General features: G+C 61.1%; 5 protein-coding genes. All 5 read left to right on the forward strand.

The genetic code is table 11. From position 1 onward, the window contains the following. Nucleotides 1-4 precede the first annotated feature (4 nt). The 5 genes from EC86_RS0118955 to EC86_RS0118975 all read left to right on the forward strand — a co-directional run bounded on the left by EC86_RS0118955 (nt 5) and on the right by EC86_RS0118975 (nt 13,800). Entirely contained in the window at nt 5-505 is a 501-nt protein-coding gene (locus tag EC86_RS0118955) for a hypothetical protein (protein ID WP_084181446.1), read from the forward strand. A 58-nt stretch (nt 506-563) separates the two neighbouring features. Then, nucleotides 564-3,275, forward strand: a complete 2,712-nt coding sequence (locus EC86_RS0118960) for a beta strand repeat-containing protein (RefSeq protein ID WP_156955367.1) — start codon at nt 564-566, stop codon at nt 3,273-3,275. A gap of 122 nt (nt 3,276-3,397) precedes the next feature. Continuing rightward, the gene (locus tag EC86_RS0118965; protein WP_029527449.1) at nt 3,398-9,493 is read left to right on the forward strand and encodes an SdrD B-like domain-containing protein; all 6,096 of its coding nucleotides are present in this window, start codon (nt 3,398-3,400) and stop codon (nt 9,491-9,493) included. A gap of 33 nt (nt 9,494-9,526) precedes the next feature. Then, nucleotides 9,527-12,061 (forward strand): DUF11 domain-containing protein, encoded by a 2,535-nt coding sequence (locus EC86_RS0118970; protein ID WP_029527450.1) that lies wholly within the window; start codon nt 9,527-9,529, stop codon nt 12,059-12,061. 371 nt (nt 12,062-12,432) lie between these two features. Further along, nucleotides 12,433-13,800, forward strand: coding sequence for an IS701 family transposase (locus EC86_RS0118975; RefSeq protein WP_198026770.1), 1,368 nt, complete (start codon nt 12,433-12,435; stop codon nt 13,798-13,800). Nucleotides 13,801-13,913 lie beyond the last annotated feature (113 nt).

The raw sequence follows: 13,913 nt of genomic DNA on the forward strand, positions 1-13,913 counted from the left end.
CCTGATGAAACAACTCCTCAATCTTTGCTTTCTAGTTGCCAGCCTGACCTTGGGACAAGCCGCCCTGGCTCAAAGCCCCGCAGTCACCTCCACCCTTACCGCGCAGCGCGTGGACATGGTGAACGGCAAGGCGGTACTCAAACCCGCGGCCCAGAGCAAGCCGGGCGAGGTCATTGAATACAGCGGTATTTACCGCAACGCCGGCACAACCGCAGTGGACAAGCTCCAGGCCATCGTGCCCGTGCCTGCCGGAACCACGTTTGTTCCTGGCAGCGCCCTGCCGGCAGCGGCACTGGCGTCCATCGACGGCACCCGTTTTGCGCCCTTGCCGCTGACTCGCATGGTCAGGCAAGCCGACGGCAGCGAGCGCAAGGAAACCGTTCCGCTGGCTGAATACCGCGCTTTGCGCTGGGATGTCGGCTCGCTGGGCGCTGGCACCAGCGCCGTGGTGAGCCTGCGCGTGCGCATTGACGCACCTGTCGCCGCTTCTGGCGCCAAACCCTAAATCTGTTTGAGTTTCATACGACAGCGCTGAGCCAGGCGGCCCGGCGCTGAACGTTCGCGTGTTCGTTGTCAGTTGTTCGTTGTTTTTGTCTTTTTTTGAATTCAGGAGAAACCTCATCATGTATGCCCATCCCATCAGTCCGCACCCGTTGCGCCTGCCCCATTTCTTCACAAGATGGCTGGCAGCTTTGTTTGCTGTCTTTTTGCTGGCGCTGGCCGCCATGCCGGCACATGCTGCAGCGCCTGCTGCAGGCGCTTCCATTAGCAACCAGGCCTCAGCCAGTTATGCCGACGGCTCGGGCGTCTCGCGTACGGTGACCTCCAACGTGGTCAGTACCACGGTGACGCAGGTGGCCAGCATGACCCTGACCGCCAACGGCGCCCAGACCGCTACGCCGGGCAGTGTCGTTTATTACCCGCACACCCTGACCAATACGGGTAACGGTTCGGACACATTCAACCTGAGCACCACCAACAGCGGCATGTTCTCGATGTCGACCGTGCAGGTCTTTGCCGACAACGGCAGCGGACAGCCCACCGGATCGGTCATCACGTCCAGCGGCCCCCTCGCTGCAGGCGCTGCCTTCAAGTTCATCGTGGTCGGCACCTTGCCTAACACGGCAACTGCAACGCAGACCAATGCAATCATCGTGACGGGTGCCAGCGCGCTGACACCGACTCAGAATGCATCGAACACCGACACCACCACCGTGACCACCAACGCCGTGGTGACGCTCACGAAAGCAGTGAGTGTTTCCAGTGGACCTTCGCCCGCTTCGGTAGCTGCGCAAGTTCCTTACACCTACACCCTGACGTACACGAATACAGGTAACAGCACGGCGACCAGCGTTGCAATTTCCGATGCGATTCCTGTCGGCATGACGTATGTCGCTGGTTCTGCGCGCTGGAGCGTAACGGGTTCCACGACTGCAATTGATACCGGGGTCGCAGTGGGTACTGCACCCAATCAGGTGACTTCGTCGTACACGTCAGGCACCAAGACCTTTCTGGCGACCCTGTCCCAAGTGACGGCAGGCCAGTCGGGCACCATTTCTTTCCAGGTCAAGGTGGACGTTGCCACGGCACCCGGCGTGCTGAACAACGTTGCCACCACGTCGTACAACAACGGCACAGGCCCTGCAACAGGCTCAGGCACGTCCAACATCGTTCCTTTCACCGTGACGCAAAGCGCCAATGTGACCCTGACGGGCGCAACGGTGGCAGGTCCTGCCGCACCGGGTTCCACGGTCAGCTTCACCAATGTGGTGACCAATACCGGTACCGGTATTGACACGTTCAATATCACTTTGGGTGCGACCAACAATTTCCCATCGGGAACCACGTTCCAACTGTTCAAGAGCGGCGGCACTACGCCGCTGGTCGACACCAATGGCGATGGCACCATCGACACCGGCCCGCTGGCCGCTGGCGCTACCTACGGCGTGATCCTGAAGGCCACGCTGCCGCCTAATGCCACCAATACCGGTGTGCCGTTCAGCATCAACAAGATCGCCACTTCGGTGTTTGATCCCACCAAGTCGGCTACTGCTGCTGACACGCTGACAAGCATTGCCAACGCTTCCGTTGACTTGACCAATAACCTGGCCGCCGCTGCGGGCGTGCCCGGCGTTGGTGCAGGCCCTGAAGCCACGTCACAAGCAACCAACACCACGAATCCAGGCACCACGACGGTTTTCACACTCGTCGCCAAGAATACGGGCCCATCGCCTGACACCTTCAACTTCAGTGCCAGCACGGTATCCGGTTTTGGTTCGTTGACCCTGCCTGCGGGCTGGACGGTGACCTTCAAGGCCAGCGTTGCAGGTGCTTGCACCAGTACGGGTGCAACCATCATCAACTCAGGCTCCGTGGCCCCTGCCGGCTCAGTCATGGTTTGCGCCGAGGTAACAGTGCCTGCTGGCTATGCTGCAGGAACGAATGACCTGTATTTCCGTGTTCTTTCGCCCACCTCTGGTGTCGGCGACACACTGCATGACGCAGTGACGGTCAACGCAGTGCGTTCGCTCAGCATCACGCCGAACGGCGCTGGCCAGACCTACCCAGGCGGCTCCTATGTATACAGCCACACGCTGACCAACAACGGCAACGTGCTTGAAGGAAATGGCGCGCTCAGTTCCATCACTTTGGCTGCCGTGAACAACCAGTCTGGCTGGACCTCAACGCTGTATTACGACAACGGTAACGGCACACTGGACGCGGCTGATCCCCTGATCACTGGTGCCCTGAATGCTGTGCTGGCTGCGGGTCTTGCGCCTGGCCAGTCCATCACCATTTTCGACAAGGTGATTGCTCCCAGTGGCGCCGTTCCTGGTGCGGTGAATGCAACGACCATCACGGTGAATACCGCCAATGGCACCTACATCACCACCGTTCCTGCTGCTGCTGTGTCTACGGACAGCACCACGGTCATCGCCGGTAACCTGACCTTGACCAAGGCCCAGTCGCTTGACACCGGTTGTGCAGGTGCTACAGGCTCAACCATCTACACCTCCGCCAACTTGAGCGCCAAGCCTGGCGAATGCGTGCTGTACCAGATTATCGCCACCAATGTTGGTTCTGCTGATGCCACCACGGTTGTCGTTTCTGACGTAACACCGACCTATACGAAGCTGAAAAACCTGGCCGCCACGACAGCGGGGACTGTTACCGGTCCTGCCGTCAACGCTACAGGCGCCATCACAGCCACTATCGGCACACTCACTTCCAGCCAGTCGGCTGTGGTGACTTTCGGTGTGCAGATCGACCAGTAACAAGGTCGTGAGCTTCTTGCGGAGGGAGGCGAAAGCCTCCCTCCGCTTTTTAGAAACCAGCCGCAACGTGGTTTCTAAAAAGCGGCATACCGCGAGCCAGCCCATACCCATCCAACCCCTCCATGCTTTTTCGCCTGTTTCGCACGCTGTTGTCCTGTTGGCTGTTGCTGGTCTTGTTGACTGCGGCACAGGCGGGGCCCGCGCCTGCAGGCACAGTCATCAGCAACACGGGTACGGGTACGTATGTGGATTCCGTCTCCGGCTTGTCAGTGCGGCTGAAATCCAATACCGTCAACACCACCATCACGATGCTGGAAGCCTTGACCCTTTCCGCCAACCAGACAGTGCTGGTGGCCAGTGGCACTTCATTTGCCATCAGCCATACGCTGACCAACACCGGCAATGCGTTGACCTCCTACCGCATCACGGCCAGTGTTGCTGCTGGCAGCGCGTTTACGCCTCTTGGTGTGCAGGTGACCCAGGACACCAATTCCAATGGCCGTGCCGATGCGGGCGAACCCGTTATTGCCTCCGGCGGCGTCATCTCGCTGGCGCCCGGGGCCAGCGTCAATTTGCTGCTGACGGCGCAAGCGCCCGCAACGAGTACGCCGGGGCAGACCGCACAGCTGGTGATTGCGGCCGTGAGTTCGTTGCAAGGCGTCAGTGCCAGCAATACCGACACCATAACGCTGACCACCGGGGCTGCGATTGTGGCAACTTTGGCGGCATCGGCTGCCACCGCCGCACCTGAAGCGTCGCTCAGTTTTACCGCCACGGCAGTCAACAAGGGCAGCGCAGCCGCTGCGCCAACGGTGGTTACGTTGAATGGTGCGCCGGCCACTCTGTTTGTGCTGCGTGTACCCGTTCCCGTCAACGTGACTTTTGTATCCATCCAGACGCCGGTGAGCCCTGGCGCGCAGGTGCTCTACCATCTTCTGGGTAGTGCCACCGATACCTATGTCACCAGCTTGCCAGCTGGCGCCGTGGTTGATGTCGTGGCCTGGGGCGTTGCCAGCCTTTCACCGGGCGCTAACCTGCAGGGGCAGTTCGCCGTCACCGTTAACGCCAATGCGGCGGGCATGATTGCCGGCACGGCCTATACCGACTGGACGGACCAAGCCGCCCCGTTAGTTACTGGCAGCAATACCGTGGTGCTGCCTCTGCCTGCCCGGGCAGCCAAAATTGCTTTTTATACCAGCACAAGCTACCTCACCCCCGCAATACAGAACCTGACCGGCAGCCCGCTGTTCGTCCAAGTGGATGCGGCCGCCTGCAATAGCAGCTCGACCCAGATCAATACGGCACCGGTGACACTGGTCAGCCAGCTCACCGGCGATACGGAACGCTTTACTGCGGTCGAAACGGGTGTCAACACGGGCTTGTTCCGCATCTTGCCCAACGTGCCGACAGCCAATGCAGCGTTCCATGTCGTGGCCTCGGGCGATGGCATCCTGGAGGTGCTGCGTGATGATGTGGTCAGTGCGACCATCACCGCCTGTGGCAGCATTTCAGTTTCGGCGACCACCACCTTGCTGATCGATCCCAGCGGCGTGGTCTATGACGGCAAGACCAACCAGCCGGTTGCAGGCGTGACCGTGCAACTGATCGATGTCACCGGCGCGGGCAATGGCGGGAAAGCGGGCAGTGCGGCGACGGTATTCCTGCCTGACGGCGCACCGGCCCCAAGTCAGGTTGTCACCCTGGCCGATGGCAGTTTTGCCTTTCCGCTGGTGGCGCCCAGCACCTACAAACTGATGCTGGGCACACTGGTGGGTTATACCTTCCCCTCGAAACTGCCGGCAGCGCTTCAGCCGGCGGGGCGTCTGATTGATGCGCATGGCTCTTATGGCAAGGAGTTCATCATCGCCAGCACGGACAGGGCACCGGTACGGTTTGATGTGCCGCTTGACGCGGGCGCGACCGGCGGGCTCTTCATTCAAAAAACAGCGAACAAGACCACTGCCGAAATCGGTGATTTCGTCGACTATTCAGTCAAGTTCAACAATGTCACCGCCGTGCGGCTTCCAGCTACCGTGGTCAACGACAGCCTGCCGGCGGGTTTTGCCTATGTGCGGGGTACGGCCAGGCTCAATGGCGTGCCGCTTCCTGATCCCGCTGGCGGAACCGGTCCCGCCCTGCATTTTTCGCTGGGTAGCGTGGCGGTGGGCGCCCAGCCGGTCCTGAGTTATCGCGTTCGCGTCGGCGCCGGCAGCCAGGGCGGCAATGGCGTGAACACGGCGCAGGCGGCCAGCGGCAATGTCCTGTCCAACAATTCGAGCGTTCGCGTTCAGCTTGTCGGCGGCGTGTTTTCAAACAAGGCCTATCTCATCGGCAAGGTGTTTGCCGACTGCCGCCAGAACGGCATCCAGGATGCGAGTGAACCCGGCATTCCCGGTGTACGGCTTTATCTGGAGGACGGCACCCATGCCGTCACCGATGAAGAGGGCAAATACAGCCTGTACGGTTTGACCCCTCGCACCCATGTGGTCAAAGTCGACAGTACCACCTTGCTAGCGGGTGCCACGCTTGAAGTGCTGGGCAACCGCAATGCGCTGGATCCGGTCAGCCGGTTTGTCGACCTGACCCACGGTGAATTGCAGAAGGCAGACTTTGCCATTGCCGAATGCACACCGGGCATTCGTGAGCAAATCGCGGCGCGGCGCAAGGCGCTGAGCGCTCCCAACGAAGTCCTGCAGGCCGCCGGCCTTCTGCTCTCGTCTGCCGCTTCGTCGGTGACTGTTGACGGACGCACCTTGCCGTCCAGCGGCACCATCGGCCTGCCTGGCGCGCTGCAAGCCAGTGGCAGCAACAGCCCCAAGCTCCTGCCCGCCACGACCTCGCCTGGTGTGACCGTATTGGCGGCTTCCTCAGCCGGTGCGCTGGGAGCGGTCGGTGATCCGGGCGGCTCTTACGCACCGAATGCGCAAGGGGTGCCCCAGCCGCTTTTCACGCCCGGCAAGGCGCTTCCTGATGCGGTGGCTTCGGCTCATATTCCGGCTTCCCCGTCAGTGCCTGACGAGCAAAACCAGTTGATGGAGCCGCTGGAAAACCTTTTGCCCCGTCTTGGCCCTGAAGTTGGTTTTATCAACTTGCGCAATGAGCAGGTATTGACCAGCGACCAGACCCGGGTCCGCGTCAAAGGCCCCGTGGGCGGGAGTTTTGAACTTCTGGTGAATGACCAGCAGGTGCCCGTCACCCAGGTCGGCAAGAAGAGCAGCCTGGAAAAGAATGGCACGCTCGCCTGGGAATACATCGGCATCAACCTCAAGCCGGGGCGCAACACCTTGACCCTGCGGGCGACGGACCCCTTTGGAAATCTGCGCGGCCAGGAACGGATCACCTTGCTAGCGCCCGGTGCGCTCGCAAAAATCCGGATTGATGTTTCACCGCAACCTGTTGCCGACAGCGCCACGCCACTGCCTGTCACCCTTCACTTGCGCGATGTGCAAGATCTGCCCGTTGCGGTCCGCACCCAGGTCACCCTGCAGTCCACCCTGGGCCAGTGGCAGACGCCCGACCTTGACCCGCAACAGCCGGGTATTCAGGTATTCGTTGAAGGCGGCGAAGCACGCTTTTTGCTGCTGCCGCCGGCCCAGCCAGGCAAAGCCGAACTGAGTGCCGCCAGTGGCAAGGTCAGTGCCGTGGCCAAGGTCGAATTTCTGCCCAAGCTGCGCCCCATGATGGCGGTCGGCCTTGTGGAAGGAACGATCAACCTGCGCAACCTCTCGCCTTCGGGGCTGCAGCCCATGCAAAGCGGTGATGTGTTCGAGCGCCAGATCCAGAGTGCCTCGCGCAGCTTTGACAACGGCAAGGGCGATGTGGCTGCCCGCGCCGCACTGTTTCTGAAGGGCAAGGTGCTCGGCTCCACCCTGCTGACCCTGGCTTACGACTCTGACAAACCCTCGGATACCGCGCTGTTCCGAGACATCCAGCCCAACCAGTTTTACCCGGTGTACGGTGACTCGTCAGCCCGTGGCTTTGATGCCCAGTCGACTGGAAAACTCTATGTCATGGTGCAAAACGGCACCAGTTATGCGCTGCTGGGCGACTACTCGACCCAGAGCGACAATCCTGCGCGTCAGTTGACGCAATATTCGCGCGCCCTCAATGGTGTCAAGGGTCGCGTACAGGAGGGTGTCTATACGGTCGAAGGCTTTGCCAGTCGCACCTCGACTACGCAACTGGTGGAAGAGTTTCGGGCCAACGGCACTTCCGGGCCATTCCGGCTGAATGTCAACGGCGTGGTCAACAGCCAGCAGGTGAACATTCTCACGCGTGACCGCAACCAGCCTTCGGTCATTGTCAAGGATGTTCCGCTCGCCGCCTTCACTGACTATGAGCTGGAGCCTTATTCTGGCCAGCTGCTGCTCAAGAGCCCGGTGCCCAGCGTGGATGCCGACCTCAATCCGGTGTTCATCCGGGTCAGCTATGCCGTGGATTCGGGTGGCCCGAAGCATTCGGTGGCCGGCACCGATGTCAAGGTTCAGCTGACACCCAACCTTGCCGTGGGCGCAACGCTCATTCGCGATGCCGACCCGGCCAATCAGCAAAGTCTGGCAGGCATCAACATGGTCGCCAGGTTGGGCGACAAGACGCAGGCTACCGCAGAAATCGCTCGCAGCTCGACCGACCTCCAGGGTAGCGGTGCCGGCCAGCGCATTGAAATCCGGCATGACGACCCGGCCTTGCAAGCGCGTGTCTGGGCGGTGCTTACGGATGCAGGCTTTTTCAACCCCAACAGCCCGCAATCAGCGGGCCGGTCTGAGTACGGCGTCAAGGCAGGCATTCCGCTGGACGAAAAAAACCGGCTCGTGGCAGAAGCCCTTAAAACTTCAGATGCCATCACTGGCGCTGAGCAGACCGGCGCCGAACTCAAGCTGGAGCACAGCCTGCCAGGCAATGCCCGGATTGAAGCCGGGTTGCGTTACAGCCGCGCTAATGCAAGTTCGGTCTTGACGGCCTTGCCGCTGCCTGGCACTTCGTTGCCGGTCATTCCAAATACAGCTGCGCTTGCCGCCGCTTCTGCGCAGACCGGCTTTACCAGCGCACGCGTCAAGTTGACGGTGCCCGTGCCCAATTTTCCGCAGGCTGATGTTTTCGGAATCGCTGAATACGCCATTGACGGCAGCGGAGGGCGTCAGATGGGCCTGGGCGGCAACTATGCCGTCAATCCAACAACCAAGCTGTACCTGCGCCACGACCTTGCCAACAGTCTGAATGGCCCCTACAACCTCAATCCGGCCGTATCGCAATACACAACCGTGGCCGGCATCAACACCGAGTTGCCGGACAGCACGCAAGTTTTTAATGAATACCGCATGGGCGACAGCCTCAATGGCCGCAGCAGTGAAGCTGCCGTCGGCCTGCGCCGGCTCTGGCGCCTGGAAAGTGGCCTTGGTCTTACAGGCAGCGTACAGCGCATCAAGCCTTTGACTGGCGTGGTGGCGGACGATTCCAGTGCCGTGACGCTGGGTGTCGATTACGTGGCCGCCGCCGACTGGAAGGGCTCCGCCCAGGTGCAGTGGCAAACATCTTCGGCCTCGCGCAGCTGGCTTGCCACAGCAGCTCTGGCGAACAAGCTCGATGCCGACTGGACGCTGCTTAATCGTGCCTTGTACAGCCTGCAGACCAACCTTGCGGCAGCTGGCGGGGAGCGCAAGCTGGTTACGGCGCAGTCCGGTTTTTCATACCGTCCCGTTGAAACCGATGAGTTGAACGCGCTGAGCCGCATCCAGTTCAAGCGGGACCTGGACAGCACCTTGGGGGCAGGGCTGAATCGTGATGAGTCGTCCTGGCTGGTATCCACCCATGTGAATTTCCAGCCCAGCCATCACTGGCTGATGACCGGCCGATATGCCGCGCGATGGGTAACCGACCGTGCCGGCACGCTGGACAGCCGCTCTTTCACCCAGCTCATGGGCGGGCGTTCTACCTGGGACATCACCGATCGCCTGGATATCGGCCTGCAGGCTTACCGCATGTGGGGCAATGGCGCCGCAGAAACCGCCATGGGTATCGAGGCTGGCTACCTGGTCTGGAAAAACCTCTGGCTTTCACTGGGGTACAACGCCAAGGGCTTCAAGGCGGCAGAGCTGGCAGGCGACGCTTACACTCAGCGCGGCGTGTACCTGCGGCTGCGCTTCAAATTTGACGAAAAACTGTTTGAGTCTTCCACTGACCGAGCCCCTTCGGCTTCTGCCGCAGCCGTCTCCAATTGATCTTGCGTGGCGAGCGCCCGGCATGAAACACGCATGAAAAAATTCTTCCTCACCTTCGTTTTCGGTTTGTTCGCAGCTTTGGGGATGCCGGGTCTGGTGTGGGCCAATACCTGCGCGCCAGCCGCCACCCAAGGCACGGCACCGGCTGATTACAAGGATTACTGCTGGCTGGATTTCACGGGCTATAACGACGCAACAGCACAGACCACCGCCGGCCAGGCGTTCAGCTTCACCTTGCCCGATCTGTCGACCTTGAGCATGACCCTCAAGACAGTCAAGGTCACCAGTACCGGCAGTCCCGAGATCGTTACCAAGACTGTGCCATCCTGGACCGGCGCCGCTTTTGGCAACACCGCGTTTAACGGGATTCCCGGGCAGACTATTCTGTACACGGGCTCGAATGGTTCGACGGTCAGAGTGATCATGAGCAATATCACCGTATCGCCTCCGGCCGGCGGCACAGGTATTGCCAAGTACGCCATCATCGTGGGCGATGGTGAATCCACTGACGGCAGTGAAACCCTTTCATTCACTACAAATGGCGATAACTGGCTGCAGTTGTCGAAAATTGCAAACGGCACTTCGACGAACTATCCAACTGTTACCGGTCTCGGTAGCAAGACCGTTAATGAGGACGGGGGCGGGCTGCCTTCGCCAACAGGTAGTTATGTCTTTGGCTCCTTCAACAATCCGACCCAGATAACGGCCCAATTCAAAGGCTCGGGTCTTCAGGGCTTTATCGTGGGTGTGCGCTATGCGTCGATTTCGGTGGTCTCGCAAATCACCGGCGTGCGCTACAACGCCCCAGACCAGTTCACCTACGCGGTAAAAACCACGGCGGGTGCGACGATGACGTCTGGCGTCACCTCTGGAACAGCTTTGAGTGGCTTCACGACAGCCAGTCTGCCTACCGTTGCGGCCAGTTATCCTTTTGTCGTTGATGAAGTCATGGCCGGCGGCAGTACCGGCACGCTGGCCAATTACACCGTGTCACTGACATGCGTCAACGCCAATACGGCTTCTACAACGGCGTTGCCTGTGGGTGTTTCCGGGTCTTCCTACACCATTCCCAGCTTGCAATATGGCGATTCGGTGCGCTGTACCTTCACCAACACACCGATTTTTTCTCCCGTCACCGGCACGGTCTACAACGATGCCAGCCATAACTTCAGCCAGGACGGCACAGAAGCCGGAACCAATGTTGCGGGTCTTTATGTCAAGCTCGCCTCATCGACAGGCGGTGTGTGCCAGAACCCGGCCAGCGCAGCCGCAGCGGTCACCCCCAGCACCGGCGCCTACAGCCTGCAGGCAGTCGCCCCGGGCAGCTACTGCCTGATCCTGGATAACAACAACACTCTGTCCGACATCACGTCCACATCCCCTGCCGGCTGGCTTGGAACGCAAAACGGAACCGGTGTGAGCCAGATCGTGGTGGAGAGTGCGCCACCCGAAGTTCCGAGCAATTTCGGCCTGTTCAACGGCTCCAGGCTCAGTGGCACTGTGTTTGCTGATACCGGCGTGGGGTCTGGTACTGCCAACAACGGCAGCAAGGACGGTACCGAACCAGGTATTGCCAGCATTACGGTGAATGCCCTCAGTGGTTCCACCGCTGCAGCCAGCGCCAGCACGGCTGGAGACGGAAGCTACACGCTGTGGGTGGCTGCCACTGTCACAGGCACCGTCACCATCCAGCCCAGCGCACCCAGCGGGTATGTGGCGACAGGGGGAGCCGTCGGCTCGCCCGCCGCCGGCGCCAGCTACAGTCGTCCCAACGTGATCAACTTCACGCCAGTGGCAGGGCAAACCTACACGGGGGTGAATTTCGGCCTCGTTCCCGCCAACACGCTGGCCCCCAACGGCGCGGAGACGGGTCAGCCCGGCACGGTGGTGTTTTATGCCCATACATTCACTGCAGGCAGTGGAGGGCAGGTTACGTTTTCGCTCGCCAACGCGGCCACTCCCACCGGGCTGCCCTGGAGCCAGGTGCTTTACCGCGACAGCGACTGCAGCAGCACACTTGAGGGCTCGGAGCCGCAAGTCACCGCAGCGATCACCGTAACGGCAGGGCAAACGCTGTGCCTCGTCGTCAAGCAGTTCATACCGGCCGCTGCGGCGATGGGGGCGAAAAACATGATTACCCTCAACGCAGCGTTTAGCTACACCAATTCGACCCCCCCGCTGACCAGTACCCTCACTGCCAACGATGTCACCACCGTAGGCCTGCGAAGCGCGCTGGCATTAAACAAACTGGTGAGCAACATCACTTTGAGTGGCCCTGCCGCAACAACAGTCGTTGCCAATCCGGGCAACGTCCTGCAGTACAGCCTCAAGGCGCAGAACAATGGCAGTGAGCCCTTGTCCACCTTGATCATCAACGATGCCACGCCTGCATTCACGACATATCTTTCCGCCGCTTGTCCGGGCGCATTGCCAGCCGGGATCAGCACCTGCAGCGTGAGTGCCCAGCCCGGCATAGGCACACAGGGCGATCTGCAGTGGACATTTACCGGCTCGCTGATGCCCAGCGCGCAGCTGTCGGTGACCTACCAGGTGAAGGTGAATCAGTAGGGCCGGGCGCAGATGGCAGGTTGAAAGCGGTTCCAGTCGAATCGACTTGATGCGTGTGCAAGAAGGGCGGACTGACTTTGCCGCGTCAGTTCTTGTTGTGCTATTAATTAGATAGCGTATAAGTACCGTGGATATTGCGCAAAAGGCTGAAAACTCCATGAAAACATCTGTGCAACCTGCTTAAAGGCCGGTGATTTTTCCCGGAGGCGCAAGAACCAAGTCTGGCTCGGCGATCGGCAGCCCGATAGAAACCGGAAACATCCTGCCATACATGCTGGTTTTGGCTATTCCGATTCCTTGAGGCTGCTTAGCGGTAGTTTGTTGAACCATTTCATCCCCTGTTCTGTCCAAGTGACAGGAGGGTCCAGATCATGTCTGCTCGTCTTTCATGTCCTCCTGCACCAGGACCATTGGAGGCTTACGCGGTGCAGTTCGATCCCTTGCTCAAGACGCCGGCCCAGCGCCATGGCTTTCGCACCTACCTGTCGGGCTTGCTGCTGCCGCGAGACCGGTCCAAGACACTGACCGCGCTGGTCGGCGCCGAGCCTCTCGTCCAGGCCCAGGCAGCGCAGGTGCAGCGGCTGCAGTTTTTCCTGTCTGAGGCTGCCTGGGACGCCGAAGCGATCAATGCCAGGCGCCTGGCGCTGCTGGTGGCCGAGCCGGCGACGGCACCTTCGGCCACAGGCGTACTGGCAATTGACGACACGGGGGATCGCAAGGACGGCAGTGCCACCGACCACGTGGCGCGCCAGTACCTGGGCTCGGTGGGCAAGGTCGACAACGGAATCGTCGCGGTGACCACGCTGTGGGCCGACGAGGCGCATTACTACCCGCTGCATGTGATGCCCTACACGCCCGAGAAGCGGCAGCCAGAGGGAAAGCGGGATCCGGCGTTTCGCACCAAGCCGCAAATCGCGCTGGAGCTGGTCGAGCGCGCGCAGGCCGCCGGCATCGCGTTTTGCGCCATCGTGGCAGACTGTTTTTATGGCGACAACAATGGGCTCGAAACCGCGCTGCTCACGCGCGGTCTGCCCCATGTACTGGCGCGCCGCGGCGCGCCCGGGCGCGGCTGGGCGCCAGCCGAGGCGGACCATTCGTTCAGGGATGCGGCGCGCTCGCTGCCGCTGCGCGCCTGGCAGCCAGTGATTCGCCGCTTCCGGGATGGCCACACCGAGCGCTGGTGGGCCGCCGAGCTCACACTGTTCGGCTATGGCCCGCTCAAGCCGGTGCGGGCGCTCTGCGCCACGACCGACCGGCGCGCGTTGCCGGAGCTGTCGACCTGGTATTTGACGACCAACCTGCCCGCGCCTGTGGCCGAGATTGTGCGCATCTACGGCTTGCGCAACTGGATCGAGCAGGGCTACAAACAGATGAAGGACGAGCTCGGCTGGGCCGACTTCATGGTTCGCAGCGACCGGGCGATCCGCCGGCACTGGACGCTGGTGTGCTGCGCATTTGCCTTTTGCTGGCGGCATCACGCGTTGCAAGCGCGCGCAGACGACTCGCCACTGCCTGGTATCCCCAAAGCGCCGCCCGGGGCGGGAAAAAAAACCGGCCCCGTCAAGGCGCTGCCGTGCTGGCCGCGCCTGCTGCGCGCGGTTCGCGCCTGGCTGACCCCGGCGTACTGGCTGGCGCGCTGCTGGCGCGCCTTTGCCAGCGCGCCCCCGCCGGCCGAACTCGCCGCGTTGCTCGGCGCCCTGAACGCCGGCCACGGGATTAACCTCTACCTTCGGATTTAACAAACTACCGCTAGACGCAAATAAACCCATTGTCTACAACGCCAAACTGCTGGCCTGCGCGGCCCACTATGGTTTTGTACCTCGGGCATGCCAGCCCTACCGGGCGCAGACGA

Source organism: Polaromonas glacialis, from assembly GCF_000709345.1.
In the GTDB taxonomy this organism is placed as follows: domain Bacteria; phylum Pseudomonadota; class Gammaproteobacteria; order Burkholderiales; family Burkholderiaceae_C; genus Polaromonas; species Polaromonas glacialis.

Bases quoted from the DNA above. Each gene is read 5' to 3' on its own strand.
- EC86_RS0118975 (WP_198026770.1), top strand. From the start codon at position 12,433: ATGTCTGCTCGTCTTTCATGTCCTCCTGCACCAGGACCATTGGAGGCT.
- EC86_RS0118970 (WP_029527450.1), top strand. From the start codon at position 9,527: ATGAAAAAATTCTTCCTCACCTTCGTTTTCGGTTTGTTCGCAGCTTTG.
- EC86_RS0118965 (WP_029527449.1), top strand. From the start codon at position 3,398: ATGCTTTTTCGCCTGTTTCGCACGCTGTTGTCCTGTTGGCTGTTGCTG.
- EC86_RS0118955 (WP_084181446.1), top strand. From the start codon at position 5: ATGAAACAACTCCTCAATCTTTGCTTTCTAGTTGCCAGCCTGACCTTG.